The organism is Streptomyces sp. AJS327 (assembly GCF_013450295.1).
In the GTDB taxonomy this organism is placed as follows: domain Bacteria; phylum Actinomycetota; class Actinomycetes; order Streptomycetales; family Streptomycetaceae; genus Streptomyces.
Genome location: NZ_SKBR01000002.1, coordinates 1,372,497 through 1,391,548, shown reverse-complemented (window position 1 = coordinate 1,391,548; position 19,052 = coordinate 1,372,497). Strand labels below are relative to the sequence as shown.

Annotated in this window: 16 protein-coding genes; 4 read left to right on the top strand and 12 right to left on the bottom strand. The window is 73.6% G+C overall.

Annotated features, from left to right (window positions below; genetic code table 11):
* Positions 1 to 4: 4 nt before the first annotated feature.
* From E0L36_RS15595 to E0L36_RS15575, 5 genes are all read right to left on the bottom strand, one after another.
* Positions 5 to 1,075: a polyprenyl synthetase family protein gene (locus E0L36_RS15595; RefSeq protein ID WP_308416809.1), complete on the bottom strand. Its 1,071-nt coding sequence runs from the start codon at positions 1,073 to 1,075 to the stop codon at positions 5 to 7.
* Positions 1,076 to 1,152: 77 nt separating this feature from the next.
* Positions 1,153 to 2,592: a hydroxysqualene dehydroxylase HpnE gene (hpnE, locus tag E0L36_RS15590; protein WP_308416773.1), complete on the bottom strand. Its 1,440-nt coding sequence runs from the start codon at positions 2,590 to 2,592 to the stop codon at positions 1,153 to 1,155.
* Positions 2,593 to 2,608: 16 nt separating this feature from the next.
* Complete coding sequence (hpnD, locus tag E0L36_RS15585; RefSeq protein ID WP_180929620.1) at positions 2,609 to 3,574, bottom strand: presqualene diphosphate synthase HpnD; 966 nt, start codon at positions 3,572 to 3,574, stop codon at positions 2,609 to 2,611.
* Between the two features lie 3 nt (positions 3,575 to 3,577).
* Entirely contained in the window at positions 3,578 to 4,486 is a 909-nt protein-coding gene (hpnC, locus tag E0L36_RS15580; RefSeq protein ID WP_180929619.1) for a squalene synthase HpnC, read from the bottom strand.
* 171 nt (positions 4,487 to 4,657) lie between these two features.
* A complete protein-coding gene (locus E0L36_RS15575; protein WP_308416772.1) occupies positions 4,658 to 5,362 on the bottom strand; it encodes a TetR/AcrR family transcriptional regulator in 705 nt (234 codons plus the stop codon).
* Positions 5,363 to 5,418: 56 nt separating this feature from the next.
* Here E0L36_RS15575 and E0L36_RS15570 point away from each other — a divergent pair, with 56 nt between their 5' ends.
* Positions 5,419 to 7,659 (top strand): MMPL family transporter, encoded by a 2,241-nt coding sequence (locus tag E0L36_RS15570; protein WP_180929618.1) that lies wholly within the window; start codon positions 5,419 to 5,421, stop codon positions 7,657 to 7,659.
* A 95-nt stretch (positions 7,660 to 7,754) separates the two neighbouring features.
* On the opposite strand, the gene E0L36_RS15565 is transcribed toward E0L36_RS15570, so the two are convergent.
* The 7 genes from E0L36_RS15565 to E0L36_RS15535 form a co-directional block, all read right to left on the bottom strand.
* Positions 7,755 to 8,597: an ABC transporter ATP-binding protein gene (locus E0L36_RS15565; protein WP_219636574.1), complete on the bottom strand. Its 843-nt coding sequence runs from the start codon at positions 8,595 to 8,597 to the stop codon at positions 7,755 to 7,757.
* Positions 8,584 to 9,522, bottom strand: coding sequence for an ABC transporter permease (locus tag E0L36_RS15560; protein ID WP_180929617.1), 939 nt, complete (start codon positions 9,520 to 9,522; stop codon positions 8,584 to 8,586). Before E0L36_RS15560 ends, E0L36_RS15565 begins: the two co-directional genes overlap by 14 nt.
* Before the next feature lie 66 nt (positions 9,523 to 9,588).
* Positions 9,589 to 10,434 carry a glycosyltransferase gene (locus E0L36_RS15555; RefSeq protein ID WP_180930035.1) on the bottom strand — a complete coding sequence of 282 codons (846 nt, stop codon included), beginning with the start codon at positions 10,432 to 10,434 and terminating at the stop codon, positions 9,589 to 9,591.
* Positions 10,435 to 10,487: 53 nt separating this feature from the next.
* Positions 10,488 to 11,273: a CDP-alcohol phosphatidyltransferase family protein gene (locus E0L36_RS15550; RefSeq protein ID WP_180929616.1), complete on the bottom strand. Its 786-nt coding sequence runs from the start codon at positions 11,271 to 11,273 to the stop codon at positions 10,488 to 10,490.
* Complete coding sequence (locus tag E0L36_RS15545) at positions 11,251 to 12,312, bottom strand: iron-containing alcohol dehydrogenase family protein (RefSeq protein ID WP_180929615.1); 1,062 nt, start codon at positions 12,310 to 12,312, stop codon at positions 11,251 to 11,253. The genes E0L36_RS15550 and E0L36_RS15545 overlap by 23 nt, the downstream gene beginning before the upstream one ends.
* Entirely contained in the window at positions 12,300 to 13,052 is a 753-nt protein-coding gene (locus tag E0L36_RS15540) for a sugar phosphate nucleotidyltransferase (RefSeq protein WP_180929614.1), read from the bottom strand. The genes E0L36_RS15545 and E0L36_RS15540 overlap by 13 nt, the downstream gene beginning before the upstream one ends.
* Positions 13,049 to 14,938, bottom strand: coding sequence for a DUF5941 domain-containing protein (locus E0L36_RS15535; RefSeq protein ID WP_180930034.1), 1,890 nt, complete (start codon positions 14,936 to 14,938; stop codon positions 13,049 to 13,051). The genes E0L36_RS15540 and E0L36_RS15535 overlap by 4 nt, the downstream gene beginning before the upstream one ends.
* Before the next feature lie 639 nt (positions 14,939 to 15,577).
* On the opposite strand from E0L36_RS15535, the gene galE reads away from it, so the two are divergent.
* The 3 genes from galE (at position 15,578) to idi (ending at position 18,984) form a co-directional block, all read left to right on the top strand.
* A complete protein-coding gene (gene galE / locus E0L36_RS15530) occupies positions 15,578 to 16,555 on the top strand; it encodes a UDP-glucose 4-epimerase GalE (protein ID WP_180929613.1) in 978 nt (325 codons plus the stop codon).
* 531 nt (positions 16,556 to 17,086) lie between these two features.
* A complete protein-coding gene (locus tag E0L36_RS15525; protein ID WP_180929612.1) occupies positions 17,087 to 18,019 on the top strand; it encodes a cation diffusion facilitator family transporter in 933 nt (310 codons plus the stop codon).
* A 407-nt stretch (positions 18,020 to 18,426) separates the two neighbouring features.
* On the top strand, positions 18,427 to 18,984 hold the full coding sequence (gene idi, locus E0L36_RS15520) for an isopentenyl-diphosphate Delta-isomerase (RefSeq protein WP_180929611.1): 558 nt from the start codon (positions 18,427 to 18,429) through the stop codon (positions 18,982 to 18,984).
* Positions 18,985 to 19,052 lie beyond the last annotated feature (68 nt).

Sequence of the window (19,052 nt, the reverse complement as noted above, 5' to 3'; positions counted from 1 at the left end):
CTGCTCATCGTTGGCGTACGACGACGAAGTCGGCGAGGGCGGTCAGTTCCTCCCGCACCCGGTCCGGCATCTCGATCTTGTCCAGGGCGGCGAGCGCCGAGGTGTACTGCCGCTGCGCCTCCTGGGAGGTCCACTCCCGCCCCCCGGCCTCCTCGATCAGCGCGGCGCGGGCGGCGAACTGGTCCTCGTCGAAGTCCTCGAACTCGGCCTGGCTCTTGCCCGCGTCGGCCCGCAGCAGGGTGCCCAGCCGTTCGGCCGCCGGTCCGTCCTGGGCGAGCGCCGCGACGACCGGGAGGGACTTCTTGCGCTGCCGCAGGTCGCTCCAGGTCTGTTTGCCGGTGGCGTCGGGGTCGCCCCAGATGCCGAGGATGTCGTCGACGGCCTGGAAGGCGAGGCCCACGTGGTGGCCGTAGGACTCCAGGAAGTCGGCGGTCTCCTCGTCGGCCCCGCCGAGCACCGCGCCGATGGAGACGGCGCAGGCGAGCAGCGCCCCGGTCTTGTTGCCCTCCATCTCCAGGCACTCCTGGACGGTGACCTGCTCGCGGTGCTCGAAGGAGATGTCCTGGGCCTGACCGTCGATCAGCCGCCGGGTGGCCCGGGTGAGGCGGCGCGCGGCGCGGCTCGCCTCGGCGGTGCCCTGTTCCAGCAGTATCTCGTTCGCGAGCGCGAAGAGCGCGTCGCCGACCAGGACGGCCTGCGCCGGTCCGTGCACCTTCCAGACGGTGTCCCGGTGGCGGCGCTGTTCGTCACCGTCCATCAGGTCGTCGTGCAGCAGCGAGAAGTTGTGGACGAGTTCGACGGCGACGGCGCCCGGGATACCGGCCTCCGGCTCGGCACCCGCCACCTCGGCGGACAGCAGCGCGAGCGCCGGGCGCACCGCCTTGCCGCCGTCCCCCTCGGACGGCCGCCCGTCCGCGTCGATCCAGCCGAAGTGGTAGCTGGCCACCGTGTCCATCGGAGGGGCGAGGCGGGCGACGGCGGCGCGCAGCGGCGGTGTGGCGAGCTTTCGCCCCCGTGCCAGCAGCGCCTTGACGCTCGCGTTGTCCACCAGGGTGCGCTGGTTCGCCGGGGTCACGGGGTCTCCTCTGCGATTGTCGCTGACGGTGCCGTCGGACATTCCTGAACTGGCTGAGCTGGTGAGATGCGTGGCGCTCATGCCACCGTCCTTCCTTCCGTGCCTGGCATCGGATCCTTGTCATACGGACGGCCCAGCGCGATCAGTGCCTCCCGCGCGGCGGTCGCTCCGCTGCGCACGGCGCTCTCCATCGTTGCTGGCCAGCCAGTATCGGTCCACGCGCCCGCGAGGTAGACACCGGGGACCCCCGTGCGCGCCCCCGGCCGAAGCCTCGCGACCCCCGGAATCGGGGCGAAGGTGGCCGTCCGTTCCCGGGTGACGAAGAAGTCGCGGACCCGCGCGCCGCGCGCGGCCGGGAACAGCCGTTCCAGTTCGGGGAGGTAACGCCGTCGGAGCGTCGCCACCGGCTCGTCGATCTCCCCCGCCGCGACGGACTGGGAGACCGCCAGATACTGCCCGGGGCCCCGTGTTCCGGAGGGTTCCGTGCGGTCGAAGACCCACTGGACGGGGCTGCCGAGCGCGGCCAGGAACGGCCCGCGGAGCACGGGCCGGTCGTAGATCACGTGAAGATTGAGGATGGGTTCGGTGTCGAGACGCAGCAGCCGTTCGGGGGCGGAGAGCGCGCCGGGCGGCAGCAGGTCGTGCGCGGGACGCGGGGGTACCGCGAGCACGACCGCCCCGGCGGCGACGTGCTCCGTCAGTGTCCGTCCGCGCTCCACCGCGACCACCCAGCCGCCCCGTTCGCCGGGGACGATCTCGCGGACCCTGGCGGGCAGCAGCGTCCGCACGCCCGCGCGGTCGAGCGCCGCGCGGGTGCGGGTGTGGTGGATCTCGCCGAGCGGGACCCGGGCCCACCCGATGTCGGCGGCGTCGGGCGTGGACAGCAGGCCGGTCCGGAAGACCATCGCGGCCAGGGCCAGCGAGGCGCGGGGGGCGGGGGCGTTGAGCGTCGCGACCCCGACCAGGTCCCACAGCGCCTCCACCGCGCGGGGGGACTGTCCCGCTCTCCGCAGCCAGCTGCCGAAGTCCACCTCGTCCAGCGTGGGATCGGCCGGGTCGAGGCGGCGCAGCGCGAGCGCGGCGCGCCCGGCCGCGATCCGTTCCGCGAACGTCAGGTGCCGGTAGCGGGCGAGCCCGGGGGCCAGGTGCAGCGGGACCGGCAGGGCGGTGCGCCGCAGGTGGCTCATCCGGCCCCGGGCCGCGTCGAGCACCGGGACGTCCAGCCGGGGCTGGATCGGGGCGAGGCCGGAGGCGCCGATCCGCTGGAGCAGCCAGCGGTAGGCCGAGCAGCAGCGCAGGTACACGTGCTGTCCGTTGTCGACCGTCAACTCCCCGGCTGGGGAACGGCGTTCGAAGGAGAAGACCAGTCCGCCCAGGCGGGGCCTCGCCTCGACGAGGGTCACCCGGACCCCGGCGTCCGCCAGCCGGAGGGCGGCGGCCGCGCCCGCGAGGCCACCGCCGACGACCACCACGCCCCCGCCCGCGGTGCTGGGGCCGGGGATGGCACGGGCCGTCACGCGGGGCTCCGCGCCGTCATGGGACGTCCGCCCTGGCCACCCTGCGCGCGTCAGTACGGGCGAGCCCGCGGGCGGCGACGTAGATCTTCTCCGGCGCGGAGAGCGACACCCGGCCGCGCAGCACGGCCTCCGGGTCGGCCTCGACGCGCCCCAGCAGGCGCTGGTAGATCCCCGCCATGGCGGCGACGCAGGCGCCCGAGCGCCGGTCCAGCATCGGCAGGAGCCGCAGGCCCTCGGTGAACAGGGACCGGGCGCGCCGCGCCTCGAAGCGGACCAGCCCGGCGAAGTCGGCGTCCGCCCCGGGGCCGGTGGGGAACCGGCCAGACGGGGGCGGGAAGCAGGGGATGCCGCCGGGGAAGCCAAACTTCTCAAGGTCCTCCGCTGGTAGGTAGGTGCGATCGTGCTCAGCGTCTTCCCTGATGTCCCGGAGGATATTGGTGAGTTGGAGGGCCAGCCCCAGGGTGTCGGCGTAGTGGGGGGCGTGCTCGGCACCCAGTGCGCCCGGCGGCGTCCCGAAGACCCCGAGAGTCAGCCGGCCGACGGCCCCCGCGACGCAGCGACAGTAGTCCCGCAGCTCCTCCCAGGTGCCGTAGCGGCGCCCGGCCACGTCCATCGAGACGCCGTCGACGAGTTCGTCCAGGCCGTCGAGGGGGATGGGGAAGCGGGTGGTGGCGTCGTGGAGCGCGACGGCGACCGGGTCGGTGTCGTCCTCGGCGATCGCCCCCTCCCGCAGGCGGGCGAGGAGGACGCGGTTCTCGTCCAGCCTTCGCTGTTTGACCTCGGTGGGGAGGGGGCCGTCCCCGACGTCGTCGACGCGCCGCGAGAAGGCGTAGAGGGCGGAGACCGCGCGGCGCTTGGCGGGGGGCAGCAGCCGGATGCCGTAGGCGAAGTTCCGCGCCTGCTGCCCGGTCACCACCTCGCAGTACCGGTAGGCGGCCACCACGGGCGGCGAGGACGGCGAGACGGACCGGGTCGCGAGCACGGTTCACCCCTCTCCGCGCAGGATCGCCGCCGTCTCGCGCAGCACCCCGCGGCGCGTGGGGCGCGGAGCGCCGGGCAGCACGTCGAACCGGGCGTCCCGGATGGCCCGGACGGCGGCCCGGCCGCCCCCGGTGAACCCGGCGAGCAGCAGCCGGAGGCGGCCGGTGACGTCGTGGGCCAGCCGGGCCCCCTCGTCGAGCAGGCGCAGGGCCCGCTCCGCCTCGTAGGCGATCAGGGCGCGGACGGAGGCGTTCGCGGTGGGCTGTCCGAGGTCCCGTTCGGACACCCGGAAGCGCCGCAGGTCCTCGGCGGGCAGGTACACCCGGTCCCGGCGCAGGTCCTCCGCCACGTCCTGGAGGTGCTCGACGATCTGGAGGCCGGTGCAGACCGCGTCCGAGCGGCGGATCCGCTCCTCGCCGCCGGTCCCGGTGATGGCCAGCACGAGCCGTCCGACGGGGTTGGCCGACAGCTCGCAGTAGCCCGTGAGGTCGTGGAAGGTCTCGTAGCGCCGGACCTTCTGGTCTTGCCGGTTGGCGTCGATCAGCGCCACGAAGGGGGCGGGGTCCAGCGCGTTCCGGCGGACGGTCGGCACCAGCGCGGCGAGCAGCGGATGCCGGGGCGGGCCGGGTCCGGCGTCGGCCGAGGGCGCGAACACCCGGCGCAGGTCGGCCTCGAAGGCGTCGAGGAGGACGAGCGGGTCGGCGGCCTGACGGGGGTCGAGCCCGAGGAGGGTGGCGTCCCGGCCGCCGGGGGCGAGGTCGCCGTCGCCGATGTCGTCGACGAGCCGGGCGTAGCCGTAGACGGCCATCAGGTCGGCGCGCCACTGGCGGGGCAGGAAGCGGGGGGCGACGGGGAAGTTCTCCCGGTGCGCCTTGGCGAGCACCGCGCGGGAGTGCGCGTCCACCGCGCTCACCGTCTGCCGCCCGGGACCGTATCCGTCACATCTACGTTTCTACACCTATACCCCAAAACACCCTATTCCGGACACGCCGCCGGGTGACCCCGCACCAGGGAGCGGTCCCGCGCGCCCGGACCCCGGCCCCGGCCACCCAGAAGCGCGGAGAGCCGGGCGACATCGGACGGCTCAGGGCACGACGAGCCCGGCGACCACGGCGTCCACACAGCGGTCCACGAGCGCGTCCCGCTCCCGCTCCCCCAGGCCGGTGAGCTGGCCGTCCAGCAGCAGCATCGCCAGTCCGTGCACGGCGGCCCAGGCCGCGGTCTCCGCACCCTCCCGCACCCCGGGGCGCATACACCCGGACGCCTCGATGGCGTCCAGCGCCTCGACCAGGATCTGGAAGGAGCGGTGCATCCACTGCCCCCGCTCCACGTCGGGACACTCCTCCCCCGCTCCCCGGTCGGGCCGGGTGCGGCAGAAGCAGACCCGATAGAGGCCCGGTTCGGCGAGCGCGAAACGGAGGTAGCCGCGCCCGATGGCCCGCATCCGCTCCCCGGGCGGCAGCGCCTCGGGCGCCCCCTCGGCGGCGCGCTCCATGGCCTCGGCGAGCCGCCGCTGACTGCGATCCTTCAGCGCGTCCAGCAGGTCGGCCTGACTGGAGAAGTGCCGGTAGGCGGCGGTGGGTGAGACCCCCACCCGGCGCGCCACCGCCCGCAGCACCACGGCCTCCGGGCCGCCGTCCCGGGCGAGCTGGGTGGCGGCCTCCAGCAAGGCGTTCCGCAGGTCGCCGTGGTGGTACCCGCCCTTGCCGGGGTGTGCCCTCGCGTAGCCGCCCGCACCGTCCATCCCCTCATCCTGCCCGATGTTGACAGCATAAACATCGAGTGCCACCGTCTATGTTTACGCCGTCAACATCAGGCGGCGGCACAGTACTTGGGGAGATCTCCGTGTTAGCACGCATCGCCGACCTCGCCCTGCGCCGGGCCCGCGCGCTCCTGTTGCTCACCGTGCTCGCGGTGGCGGCCATGGGCGCCGTCGGCGCCGGGGCCTTCGGCACGCTCAAGAACGGCGGGTTCGAGGACCCGTCCGCACCGTCCAGCCAGGCCAGGGAGGTCATCGAGGAACGGTTCGGGGGCGAGCAGAACCTCGTCCTGCTCGTCACCACCGAACCGGGGACCGCGCTCGACTCGCCCGCCGCCCGCACCGCGGGCCGCGAGCTGACCGCCGGACTCCGCGAGGAGCCGCGGCTGTCCCGCGTCGTCTCCCACTGGGACACCTCGGCCCCCGGGCTCACCTCCCGGGACGGGAACAAGGCGCTGGTCCTCGCCCACGTCGAGGGCGACCCCGACGCCGTCGAGGAGCACGCCAGAAAGGTGGTGGACGCCTGGACGGGCGAACGCGGCCCGCTCACCGTGCGGGCGGGAGGGAGCGCCGCGCTCGGCAACGACATCGGCACCCAGGTCTCCACCGACCTGCTGGTCGCCGAGTCCATCGCGGTGCCCGTCACGCTGGTCCTCCTGGTGATCGCGTTCGGCAGCGTGGTCGCCGCGCTGCTGCCGCTCGCCATCGGGCTCATCGCGATCGCCGGCACCTTCGCCGAGCTGTACCTGCTCGGCAGCGTCACCGACGTGTCGGTCTTCGCGATCAACCTGACCACCGCTCTCGGGCTCGGCCTGGGCATCGACTACGGGCTGCTGCTGGTCAGCCGGTTCCGCGAACGGCTCACGGAGGGCGACGAGATACCGGAGGCGCTGCGCACCACGGTCACCACCGCCGGGCGCACCATCGCCTTCTCAGCCGCCACCGTGATGGCCGCGCTCGCCGCTCTCCTCCTGTTCCCACAGTTCTTCCTGCGCTCCTTCGCGTACGCCGGAATCGGGGTGGTGGCCGTCGCCGCGCTCGCCGCGCTGCTCGTCATCCCGGCGCTGCTGGTGGTGCTCGGGCACCGCGTCAACAGCGGGCGGCTGCCCTGGGCCCGGGCGGTACGCCGCGCCGACGCGCCCTTCTGGGGACGGCTCGCCGCCACCGTGATGCGCCGCCCCGCGCTCACCGCGCTCCCGGTGCTCGCCGTCCTGCTGCTCGCGGCGAGCCCGCTGCTCGGCGCCTCCTTCGGCATCCCCGACGAGCGGGTACTGCCGGAGAAGGCCGAGAGTCGCCAGGTGGCCACCGAGACCCGGCGGGACTTCCCCGGCAACGCGGCCGACGCGCTCCAGATCGTCGCCACCGGCCCGGCCGGGGAACGGGAGGTCGCGCGGTACGCGGCGGCGCTGTCCCGCCTCGACGGCGCCGGCCTGGTCCAGTCCGCGGCCGGCGGCTACCGGGACGGCCGCGCCGTCGACGGGCCCGCCCCGGCCGACCACGCCCCGCGCGGCGACGCCCACCGCCTCACGGTCCTCCCGAAGGCCGACCCCTCCTCCCCCGCCGCGCAGGACCTGGTCCGCGAGGTGCGCGGGCTGGACGGGCCCGGCGGGGCGGAGACCCTGGTCGGCGGCCGGGCGGCCGAACTCGTCGACTCCAAGCGGTCGATCGGTGACCGGCTCCCCGCGGCTGTCGCGCTGGTGGTGGTCACCACCTTCGCGCTGCTCTTCCTCTTCACCGGAAGCGTCGTCCAGCCGCTGCGCGCGCTGGTGCTGAACACCGTCAGCCTCACGGCCTCGGTCGGCGCGATGGTGTGGATCTTCCAGGAGGGCCATCTGTCCTCGCTGCTCGGCTTCACGCCGACGCCGATGGACACCTCGATGACGGTCCTGATGTTCTGCATCGTCTTCGGACTGTCCATGGACTACGAGGTGTTCGTCACCAGCCGGATCAAGGAGCTGCACGACGCGGGCGCCGACAGCGCCACCGCCGTCACCGGCGGACTCTCCCGCACCGGACGCATCGTGACGATGGCCGCCGGGCTGCTGGCCGTCAGCTTCTTCGCCTTCGGCACCAGCCAGGTCAGCTTCCTCCAGATGTTCGGCGTCGGCAGCGGCCTCGCCATCCTCATCGACGCGGTGGCGGTGCGGGGCGTGCTGGTTCCCGCCGCGATGCGGCTGCTGGGCCGCGCGGCCTGGTACGCGCCACGACCGCTGCGCGCCCTGCACGCCGCGGTCGGGCTGGACGAGAGCGGACGGGACGTCGGCGCGGGCGACCCGGAGGGCGCCCACGGAGGCGGCGGACGGGAGCGCACCCCGGCCGGGGTCTGAACCCGCCCGGCCACCCCGGCCCGCGCCGTTCCAGGGAACGCTGAGGCCGCCCGCCCCTGGCGGGGGGCCTCAGCGCGCGTGGGGCGGGTGGCCGGTCACTTCGAGGTGAACTTCTCGTACTCCTTGAGCACCTCGTTGGTGGGCCCGTCCTGGACGAGTTCGCCCTTCTCCAGCCAGAGCACCCGGTCGCAGGTGTCTCGTATGCTCTTGTTGTTGTGGCTCACCAGGAAGACCGTCCCGGCCTCCTCACGCAGCTCCCGGATGCGCGCCTCCGAGCGCTTCTGGAACTTCTTGTCCCCGGTCGCCAGCGCCTCGTCGATCATCAGCACGTCGTGGTCCTTCGCCGCCGCGATCGAGAAACGCAGCCGCGCGGACATCCCCGAGGAGTACGTCCGCATCGGCAGGGTGATGAAGTCACCCTTCTCGTTGATGCCGGAGAAGTCGACGATCCCCTGGTAGCGCTCCCGGATCTGCTCGCGCGTCATCCCCATCGCGAGCCCGCCCAGCACCACGTTCCGCTCACCGGTGAGGTCGTTCATCATCGCCGCGTTGACGCCGAGCAGCGAGGGCTGACCGTCCGAGTAGACGTGCCCGCTCTCGGCGGGCAGCAGCCCCGCGATCGCCTTCAGCAGCGTCGACTTGCCGGAACCGTTGGTGCCGATGAGGCCGATCGCCTGCCCCCGGTACGCGGTGAAGCTGACCCCGCGCACCGCGTGCACCTCGCGCACCCCGGCGCCCGGACGGCGCCGGACGATGCGGTTGAGCGCCGCCGTCGCGCTGCCCTTGCCCTTCGATCCGCCGTACACCCGGTAGACGATGTGCAGGTTCTCCGCGATGACGGTCGGGACCCAGCCCGCCTCCGCCTCGGGCGAGGGGGCCGCGGGCGGGAGCGGGGCGGCGGCCTGGTCGTTCCGCTCGGTGTCCTCAGCCACGGCCATACCGCTCCTCCGCCTTCCAGAAGAAAATGAACCCCCCGATACCGAACAGCACCGCCCAGCCCACGGCCAGCCCCCAGACGTGCCCCGGAAGCGCGGTGTGGTGTGGCCCGTCGACCAGCGCGTACCGCATGATCTGCATGTAGACCGAGATCGGGTTCGCCTCGGCCAGGTTCACCACCCACTCAGGGGCGCCCGCCCGCTTCCGCAGCATGTAGTCCAGCGGGAACATCACGCCGGACGCGTACATCCAGGTCCGCATGATGAAGGGCATCAGCTGCGCGAGGTCCGGGGTCTTGCTGCCCAGCCGGGCCATGGTCAGGCAGATACCCGCGTTGAACACCAGCTGGAGGGCGAGCGTCGGCACGATCAGCAGCCACGCCCAGGTCGGGAAGTGCCCGAAGCCGAGCAGCACCACCAGCAGCACGATCATCGAGTAGAGCAGCTGCTGGAGCTGCTGGAGGGCGAACGAGATCGGCAGCGAGGCGCGCGGGAAGTGCAGCGCCCGCACCAGCCCCAGGTTCCCGGAGATCGCCCGCACCCCGGACATCACCGACTGCTGGGTGAAGGTGAACAGGAAGACCCCGGTGACCAGGAAGGGGATGTACTCGTCATTCTTCATGCCACCCCGGCCACCGAGCAGCAGACCGAAGATGAAGAAGAACACCAGCGCGTTCAGCAGCGGGGTGGCCACCTGCCAGAGCTGGCCCAGCTTCGCCTTGCTGTACTGCGCCGTCAGCTTGGCCCGGGAGAACGCCAGGATGAAGAACCGCCGCTCCCACAGCTGCCGCACGTACTGCGGCAGTGAGGGGCGGGCTCCACTCACCGAGAGACCGTACTTGGCCGCGAGTTCGGCCGGGGACAGCCGGTCGTCCGGCGACGGTGGGGGCGTCACACCGGCCACGCGATCGTGGGTTGTCTCGCTCACGTTGGAAACTTTCGTCCTCACACTGCGCAGTGGGCCTGGAGGCCGATGCTCTCAGACCCGAGCTTCTCAGATCACGGGAGGGCGACCCAGTCGGGTCAACCGCCATACCGTACGCCACCGCATCGGCCTGCGGGGACCGCACGGCACCCTCCAGCCCTCGCGGAAACCGCCCCACCAGGCACGGAGCGCGGCCCGGGACGGCCGCCGCGCCAGGGTGAGCAGCAGCCAGACACCGACGTAGAGCGGTACCAGCGGGAGCGGGAGGTTACGCCGGGCCAGCCAGACCCGGTTCCGGGCCACCAGCCGGTGGTACACCGCGTGCCGGCTGGGCTCGGTGGTGGGGTGGTGCAGCACCATATCCGCGCGGTAGTCGATCGACCACCCGGCGTCCAGCGCCCGCCAGGCGAGGTCCGTCTCCTCGTGCGCGTAGAAGAACTCCTCGGGCAACCCGCCCACCTGGGCGAAGACCGCGGTACGGGCCGCGCTGGCGCCGCCCAGGAAGGTCGTCACCCGCGAGGAGCGGTGCGGGTCGGAGGCGCGCAGCCGGGGAACGTGGCGGCGCTGTGTCTCGCCGGTCTCCGGATCGGCGATCCGGAAGCTGACGATGCCGAGCCCCGGGTCGGCGGCGAACGCCTCCCGGACCAGCTCCGCCGTCCCCGGCTCCGGCAGCAGCCCGTCGTCGTCCAGGAAGAGCAGGACGTCCACCTCGGAGCCGGCGGGGCCGAACGCCTCGATGCCGACGTTCCGGCCGCCCGGGATGCCGAGGTTCTCCGGCAGCTCCACCGCCCGCACGCCCTCGGGCAGCGCGGGCAGCGGAGCGCCGTTCCCGACCACGGCCACCTCGACCGGATCGCCGTGCTGCCGGGCCACCGAGTCCAGCAGCGCCCGGAGTTCCCGCGGGCGATCGCCCATGGTGATCACCACGGCGCCCAGCCGGAGCGGCCGGAACTCCCCGCCGCCGGTGGTCACTTGAGCCTGCTGGAAGCCAGGATGGACACCAGGTGCAGCAGGGTCTGGAGCACCGCGATGGCCGCCAGCACCGCCACGCCGAGCCGGGTGAAGAAGAGGTCGCCGCCGATCAGGTCCAGCACCGCGACCACCAGGATCAGCAGCGACGCCTCCACCCCACCGACCAGCCGGTGGAACTTGAGCGCCGCCGCCGCCCGGCGGGCCAGCGCCAGCCCGGAGGAGCGCGGTACGGCCGCCTCGTCCTGGACTGTGGGCCGCCCGCTACGCGCCCTGGCCACGTCGACCAGGTCCGTCTCGGCCTTGATCAGGATCGCGCCGAGCGCGGCGACCGTCCCCAGGAACGCCCACATCCACTGGGTGCTGGCGCCCTCCGTGTGGAAGACGTCGGCGGCCCGGATCCCGAAGCCCACCAGCAGCGCCGCCTCGGACAGGTAGTGGCCCACCCGGTCGAGGTAGACCCCGGTGATCGAGGTCTGGCCGCGCCAGCGGGCCACCTCGCCGTCCACACAGTCCAGCAGCAGGTAGAGCTGGATGAGCAACGCGCCCAGCAGCGCCCCGGTCAGGCCCGGCACCAGCAGCGCCGCCCCGGCCAGCACGCCCGCCACCACCATCGCGTAGGTGAGCTGGTTGGGCGTGATCCTGGTGTTCACCAGGTACGGGTCGACGCGCAGCGACAGTTCCCGCATGTAGAGCCGCCCGGCCCAGTGCTCACCGCTGCGGCGGTCCTTCACACCCTCCGGGTGGACGACCGGGCGGAGTTCAGCTACCGATGGCTTGTGCATAGTCGGCGTACGCGTCCCTGATCTGGTCGGTGGACAGGTCGAGGTGCTCCAGGATGGTGTACCGCCCGGGACGGGTCTGCGGCGCGTAGGCGACGACCTCCACGAACTCGTCCTCGCTGAAGCCGATCTCGGAGGGGAGCACCGGCAGCCCGTGGCGCCGCAGCACCTGCGCCATCAGCCCGGCGGTCTCCGCGTCGCCCCGCAGGTGGGTGGCGAACGCGGCGCCCAGACCGCACTGTTCACCGTGGCTCGCGGCGCGCCGGGGGTGCAGCAGGTCGAAGGCGTGGTTGATCTCGTGGCAGGCGCCGGAGGCCGGACGGCTGTCGCCCGCCACCGACATCGAGATGCCGGTGAGCACCAGGCCTTCGGCGAGCACCTGGAGGAACCCGTCGTCGCCGGTGCAGCCGGGGTGCCGGAGCACGGCCTCGCCGGCCTGCCGGGCCATCGCGGCGGCCAGGCCGTCGATGTCCTCGCCGCGTACCTCGTGTCCCAGCTCCCAGTCCCGGACGGCGGAGATGTTGGAGACCGCGTCCCCGATACCGGAACGGACGAAGCGGGGCGGTGCCTCGCGGATGACATCCAGGTCGATCACGACCGCGATCGGGTTGGGCACGCCGTAGGAGCCGCGCCCGGCGTCGTTGTCCAGGGTGGCGACGGGCGAGCAGAGGCCGTCGTGCGACAGGTTCGTCGCGACGGCGACCAGTGGCAGGCCGATGCGGGCGGCGGCGAACTTCGCGCAGTCGATGATCTTGCCGCCGCCGAGCCCGACCACCGCGTCGTAGCGGCCGGACTTCATAGCGTCGGCGAGCTTGATGGCGTCGTCGATGGTGCCGCCGCCGACCTCGTACCAGTCGGCGTTGGGCAGCTCCGGCGCGAACCGCTCGCGCAGCCCGGCGCCCGAGCCGCCGCTGATCGCGAGGGCGAGCTTGCCCTTCGCGGAGATCCGCTGGTCGGCCAGCAGGCCCGCCAGGCCGTCCAGGGCGCCGGCGCGGATGTCGACGACGACGGGGGACGGGATGAGGCGGGTCAGTACTGGCATGCGATCTCCCGGCCCTTGGCGAGATCGTCGTGGTTGTCGATCTCGACCCAGCGGACGTCCCCGATGGACGCGGTGTCGATCCTGAGGCCGCGGTTCACCAACTCCTGGTAGCCGTCCTCGTAGTAGAGGTCGGGGTCGCGCTCGAAGGTGGCGCGCAGCGCGTCGGCGAGGTCGTCGGCGGCCTCGCCCTCGATGAGGGTGACCCCGATGTACTCGCCGGTGGCCTCGGCCGGGTCCATCAGCTTGGTGATGCGGCGGACGCCCTTCTCCGGGTCGACGACGACCTTCATCTCCTCGTCGGCCAGGTCCTTGACGGTGTCCAGCGCCAGGATGATCCGCCGGTCGTCACCGCGCGCCGCCAGCAGCGTCCGCTCGACGGAGGGCGGGTGGACGGTGTCACCGTTGGCGAGGATCACGCCGTGCTTGATGGCGTCCCGCGCGCACCACAGGGAGTAGGCGTTGTTCCACTCCTCGGCCTTGTCGTTGTCGATCAGGGTGATCGCCAGGCCGTACTTCTCCTCCAGCGCCGCCTTGCGCTCGTAGACGGCCTCCTTGCGGTACCCGACCACGATGGCGACCTCGCTCAGGCCGACCTCCGCGAAGTTGGCGAGGGTCAGGTCGAGGACAGTCTTGGCTTCGCCGTCCCCCTCCGGCCCCACGGGCACCAGGGCCTTGGGGAGCGTGTCGGTGTAGGGGCGCAGACGCCGGCCGGCGCCGGCCGCGAGAACGAGGCCGATCATGCGGGTTCTCCAGTTTCGTCGTGTACGGCGGGTGCGTGCGATGACACCCAGAATCGGATGCTCTCTGCGAGCACCACGGCCGCGATGACCACGGCCAGCGCGGCCAGCGCGAGGGTGAATCCCGATCGCGGACTGTCGCCGCCCAGCCAGCTGGCGGCGGCGACCGTCACGAGCAGGGTCCGTCCTTCGTGCCCCCCGATCGCCCGCACCAGGCGGCGCGGAGGCGAACCGGTACCGCCGCGAATGCGGTAGACCGTGTCGTAGTGATGGTAGGCGACGGCGGCCACCAGCCCGAAGGCCGCCGGCAGCGCCCCGTCCACCTCGGAGCGGGCCGCGAGCGCCAGGATCGCGCAGTACTCGGCGGCCCGGAAGAAGGGTGGGGCCAGCCAGTCGAGCGGGCCCTTCAGCGGGCGGGCGACGGCCAGTCCGGACAGCAGCGCGTAGCCGAGCGCCGCGACGCAGAGCCAGGGGCTGCCCAGCGGGCCCCACAGCGCGAGCGCCGTCAGCCCCGCCGAGGCCACGAACGCGACGGCGGGCGGCCCGAACTGGGGCAGCCGCACCCCGCGCAGCGCCCGGGCCGCCACCTCGGCGAGCGGACCGGAGTCCGCGAGGTCGCCGAGGGCCTGGGCGGCGCGGTCGGTGCGCGCCGCACGCCGGGTCAGTGAGCGCAGGACCCGGCCCGCGGTGGTGTAGCAGGCCGCCAGCGCACAACCGGCCAGCAGGACGACGAGGGTGACGCGCGGGGTGGTCACCGCGGTCAGCACGGCGATCAGCGCCCAGCGTTCGCCGATCGGCAGCACGATCATGCGGCGGACCCAGATCGTCCAGCCGACGCTGTCCAGCCGGCCCGAAAGGGCCGCCGTGGGGCTGGTGTTGGCGCTGGCGTCGTGGTTCGCCTCGGTGAAGGAGAAGTCGACGACGTGCCGGACGGTCTGGAGCACCATCGCGCCCAGCGCGAGCGCCCAGACGTCGTCCCCGCCCCGGGCGGCGCCGAGCGCCAGGCCCGCGTAGTAGGCGTACTCCTTGGCCCGGTCGAAGGTGGCGTCCAGCCAGGCGCCGAGGGTGGAGTACTGGAGGTCGTAGCGGGCGAGCTGCCCGTCCGTCGCGTCCAGCACGAAGGAGGCGAGCAGCAGCACGCCGGCGGCGACGAACCCGGCCCGCTCCCCGCTGGCCGCGCAAGCCGCCGCGATCAGCGCGGTGATCAGCGAGGCCGTGGTGACCTGGTTCGGGGTGAGGCCGCGCCGGGCGCACCAGCGCGCGAGGTAGCGGGAGTAGGGGCTGACGCAGAAGGTGGTGAAGAAGCCGTCCCGCTGTTTGACCGCGGACCGGAGCCGGACGGCCTCGTCGTCGACGGCCGCGACCGCCGCGACCGCGGCCTCGCGTTCGGCGCCTCCGGAGGGCACCCGGCCGACCAGCACGCCGAGTTCGGGCCGGTGCACCGGGACGCCCCCGGCCTCCAGGTCGGCGGCCCAGCGGTCCGGCAGGCAGTCGCCCGCGCCGCCGGGACGCCCGGCGGGGCCGTCGTCACCGCGGTCGGAGCGGGCCGCCGGGTCGGCGGGGTGGACCGGTGCTGCGCTCGCCGCGGGCGACGTCTCCCGCGCGACGGCGCGGGACAGACCGCCCCGCGCGTCAGCGCGGACGGCGAGCGCGCCGGGCACCGCCCCCGCGGCGAACCGGGGGTCGGTCAGGGCGAGTCGGAGGGACTGGAGGTGTCCCACGAAGCGCGGGTCGACGAGGGCCACGCGCTCGTCCGGGGGCAGCGCGGCCAGCTCCGCCGCGACCCCGGCGCTGTCCTCGGCCACGCGCACGGCGAAGCCGAGCGACCGCAGGTCGCCCTCCAGCGGCGCCCCGGCGACCGGTGGACCGGTGAGGATGGCGGTCGACAGACGAACTCACTCCTTGGCTGCTGGAATCTCCGTGCGGGGCCCGAGCCCCGCGGCTCCGGGCCACGGGCGGCCAGGCGGCCGGGCACGGCGCGCCACCGCCCCGGCGGGGGGCGCGGCACGTCGGCAGAGGCTATCCGATCCCCGGTGCGGCGTTTCACCAGGAGTTCACGGGCCCGACGCCGCTCCGTCGGCGCACAGCATGGTCGAACACCGCCCCTGGCACAAACCGCGCTCCGACCGGGGACACCGCGACCGGCCACGGGCGGTGGGGACAGCCGGAACTCGGGCGCCCGCGGGCCACGGAACCGGCCAGCGGGGCCGTGCGGACGGCGGTTTCCGGTCGTTGGTCGTTGGCTGGTTCCATCCCCCTCCACGGCCTCCACCTCTCTCACCTCCCTCGGCCCGTGCCGCTGTCTCCGCCGTCGCGGCTCTCGCTCCGCCCGACCGTCTCCGTTCCGGCGTCCGGCCACCCTCGCCCTGCTCACCGTCGGCGCCGTCTCCGACCGGCCGCGGGACCCGGGCCGACGACGGCCACGCGGGCCCGGCCCGTACCGGGGGTCCCCGGCGGGCGCGGAGCGGGTTCCTCCGCCGGGGCCGTACGGCCCGGGGAACGGTGCGCGCCCCCGGTAGGCTGCCGCCATGACGTGGTTGATCACAGGCGGGGCGGGCTATATCGGCGCACACGTGGTGGAGGCCATGAGGCGGGCCGGTGAACCACTGGTCGTGCTGGACGACCTCTCCACCGGGGTGGCCGCGCGGCTGCCCGCGGAGGTGCCGCTGGTGCGGGGCTCGACGTTGGACGGCGACCTGGTCGCGCGCACGATCCGGGAGCACGGGGTCGACGGGGTGATCCACCTCGCGGCGCGGAAGCAGGTCGGGGAGTCGGTCGAGCAGCCGCTGCGCTACTACCGGGAGAACGTGCACGGGCTGACGGTCCTGCTGGAGGCCGTCGTGGCGGCCGGGGTGCGGCGCTTCGTCCTCTCCTCCTCCGCCGCCGTCTACGGCATGCCGGACGTGGACCTCGTCACCGAGGAGACCCCGTGCCTGCCGATCAACCCCTACGGCGAGACCAAGCTCGCGGGCGAGTGGCTGGTTCGCGCCACCGGCCGGGCGCACGGGGTGTCCACCTCCTGCCTGCGGTACTTCAACGTGGCGGGCGCGGCCCGGCCCCAGCTGGCGGACACCGGCGCGGCCAACATCATCCCGATGTTCTTCGAGGCGCTGAGCCGGGGCGAGGCCCCGCGGATCTTCGGCGACGACTACCCGACGCCGGACGGCACCGGCGTGCGGGACTACATCCACGTCCAGGACCTGGCCGACGCCCACGTCGCGGCGGCGGGCGCGCTCGCGCCGGACGGCTCGGGCGGTGACCTGACGGTCAACATCGGCACCGGGGAGGGGGCCTCGGTCCGCGAGATGGCCGACCTGGTCGCCGAGGTCACCGGGATCCGGGAGCCCGCCGCCGAGGTCGTGGCGCGTCGTCCCGGCGACCCGGCCAGGGTGGTGGCCTCCGTCCAGCGGGCGTCGACGCGACTGGAGTGGACGCCCCGCCACACGCTGCCGGACATGGTCTCCTCCGCCTGGGAGGGCTGGCGGGCACTGGGCCGCCACCGCTGAGCCGCGGCCCGGGCCGTCCCGCCCGGGCCCCTCGCCCGCCCGCGTGATGACCACGCCGTTTGTCCCGCCCGCCGCACGAGCGCCGGTCGCCTCCCGCGTCGCGCGCCCGGCGGCCTCCCGCCGCTGGTCTCCCGCCACGCGACCCGGCGCCCTCACACTCTCCCCCGCCGCCCCGTTTCTCTCCCACTGCCAGTTCTCTCGCACTGCCAGGAGAGTCGCCACTTCGAGCCACTCCGGCCGTTTCCCACCATCTCCTCCGATTTCGCCCGGTGGATCGGGGCGGGGCGCCCGGCCACCGGAACGGGACTCGCGCTCCCTCGCGCACCCCGGAACTGATCCTTCCGCGAAGGCGCGACACCCCGCCCGCGGACCCGCCACCGGACCCCTCCGCCGCTCTGACCTGCACGGTAAAATCCCAGGTCAGGGGTAATGACAACGGTGTTCAGCGTCGCGTTGCCATATACCCCCACCCCGTAGTTCACTGGAGCGGTCCGTCCGGCGCGAGAACGGTTTCTGAGCGGGAGGCAGCACATGGGGGCAGGGCACGATCACGGAGCCTCGGGGCACAGCCACGGCACGGCTGGCGCCGTCCACCGGGGACGGCTGCGGGTGGCGCTGGGCATCACGCTCGGCGTCCTCGTGATCCAGGTCGTCGGCAGCGCGCTCAGCGGATCGCTGGCGCTGCTGGCCGACGCCGGGCACATGGCGACCGACGGCATCGGGCTGACGATGGCGCTGCTTGCCATCCACTTCGCCAACCGCCCGGCCACCAGCCAGCGCACCTTCGGGCTCGCGCGGATGGAGATCCTCGCCGCGCTCGCCAACTGTCTGCTGCTGCTGGGCGTCGGCGGCTACATCGCCTTCGAGGCCGTGGAGCGGTTCATCACCCCGACGGAGACCGAGAGCGGACTCACCCTGCTGTTCGGCGCGCTCGGGCTCGCCGCCAACCTCGTCTCCCTCAGCCTGCTGATGCGGGGCCAGAAGGAGAGCCTGAACGTGCGCGGGGCCTTCCTGGAGGTGGCCGCGGACGCGCTGGGCTCGGTGGCCGTCCTGGTCTCCGCCCTGGTGATCATGATGACCGGCTGGCAGGCGGCGGACCCGATCGCCTCGCTGGTCATCGGCTTCATGATCATCCCGCGTACGGTGAAGCTGGCACGGGAGGCACTGGACGTCCTGCTGGAGTCGGCGCCCAAGGGGGTCGACCCGGCCGAGGTGCGGGAGCACATCCTCGGCGTTCCCGGCGTCGAGGACGTACACGACCTGCACGTCTGGACCATCACCTCCGGCCTCCCGGTGCTCTCGGTACACGTGGTCGTCAACCGCGCGGAACTGGACGCGGTCGGTCAGGAGCGGGTGCTGCACGAACTGCGCACCTGCCTCGGCGACCACTTCGACGTGGAGCACTGCACCTTCCAGCTGGAACCCCAGGGACACGCGGAGCACGAGGCGAAGCTCTGCCACTGAGGCGCCGCGGGCACCGGCGCGGTGACGCCGGACGGCGCACCGCCCGCACACCACCCGCGCCCGGGGCCCCGCACACCGCGGTGGACCCGGGCGCGCGGCGTGCCGGGAGACCGGGGAGCCCCCGAACCGGAACCCCGCTCGCGGGGCGCGCGGGGCGGCGCCCGCCGCTCGCGCGTGCCCCGGCCGCCGCCGTCCACCCGGCGCCGGGGCCTCCGGCGGGGGCGGTGGACACACCCCGCGCGACCACCTCGGACGGCGCCCCGGCCGACCGGAGCGGCAGGCCCGGAACAACCCCAGCTCCCCAGCGCCCGGGGGGAGTTCGGGCCGCGGGACGTGAGTGCGGCCGAGCGGTCCTGACGATGGGGCACACTGGTGCGGGCCGAGGCAGATCCAATTGAAGGACGAACATGGCGAACAGCTCAGCGGCCCCGATCATGCTGGAACTGGTCGACGAGGACGGGACGACGATCGGAACCGCCGAGAAGTTCTCCGCCCACGAGCCGCCCGGTCGGCTGCACCGCGCCTTCTCCGTCTTCCTCTTCGACGACACGGGCAGACTGCTGCTCCAGCGTCGCGCGCTGGAGAAGTACCACTCCCCCGGCGTCTGGTCGAACACCTGCTGCGGGCACCCCTATCCGGACGAGCCACCGTTCCTGGCCGCCGCGCGGCGGGTCAGCGAGGAGCTGGGAGTCGCGCCCGCGCTGCTCTGCGAGGCGGGCACGGTGCGGTACAACCACCCCGACCCCGCCTCGGGGCTGGTCGAGCAGGAGTACAACCACCTGTTCGTCGGGCTGGTGCAGGAGGCGGTGCGCCCGGACCCCGACGAGGTGGCCGACGCGGTGTTCGTGACCCCCGAGGAGCTGGCGAAACGGCACGCCGAGGACCCCTTCTCGGCCTGGTTCATGACGGTGCTGGACGCGGCCCGTCCGGTGATCCGGGAGATCACCGGCGGGGTGGGCTGGTAGCGCCCGTCCGGTGCTCGCACCCGCCATCGCCCCGGGGGACCGCCGGTTCCTCGGGGCGTTCCGCGCTC

Coding starts and splice junctions, on each gene's coding strand:
- E0L36_RS15565 (WP_219636574.1), bottom strand. CDS start 8,597: ATGGCCGTGGCTGAGGACACCGAGCGGAACGACCAGGCCGCCGCCCCG.
- E0L36_RS15555 (WP_180930035.1), bottom strand. CDS start 10,434: ATGGGCGATCGCCCGCGGGAACTCCGGGCGCTGCTGGACTCGGTGGCC.
- E0L36_RS15550 (WP_180929616.1), bottom strand. CDS start 11,273: ATGCACAAGCCATCGGTAGCTGAACTCCGCCCGGTCGTCCACCCGGAG.
- E0L36_RS15545 (WP_180929615.1), bottom strand. CDS start 12,312: ATGCCAGTACTGACCCGCCTCATCCCGTCCCCCGTCGTCGTCGACATC.
- E0L36_RS15540 (WP_180929614.1), bottom strand. CDS start 13,052: ATGATCGGCCTCGTTCTCGCGGCCGGCGCCGGCCGGCGTCTGCGCCCC.
- galE (WP_180929613.1), top strand. CDS start 15,578: ATGACGTGGTTGATCACAGGCGGGGCGGGCTATATCGGCGCACACGTG.
- E0L36_RS15525 (WP_180929612.1), top strand. CDS start 17,087: ATGGGGGCAGGGCACGATCACGGAGCCTCGGGGCACAGCCACGGCACG.
- idi (WP_180929611.1), top strand. CDS start 18,427: ATGGCGAACAGCTCAGCGGCCCCGATCATGCTGGAACTGGTCGACGAG.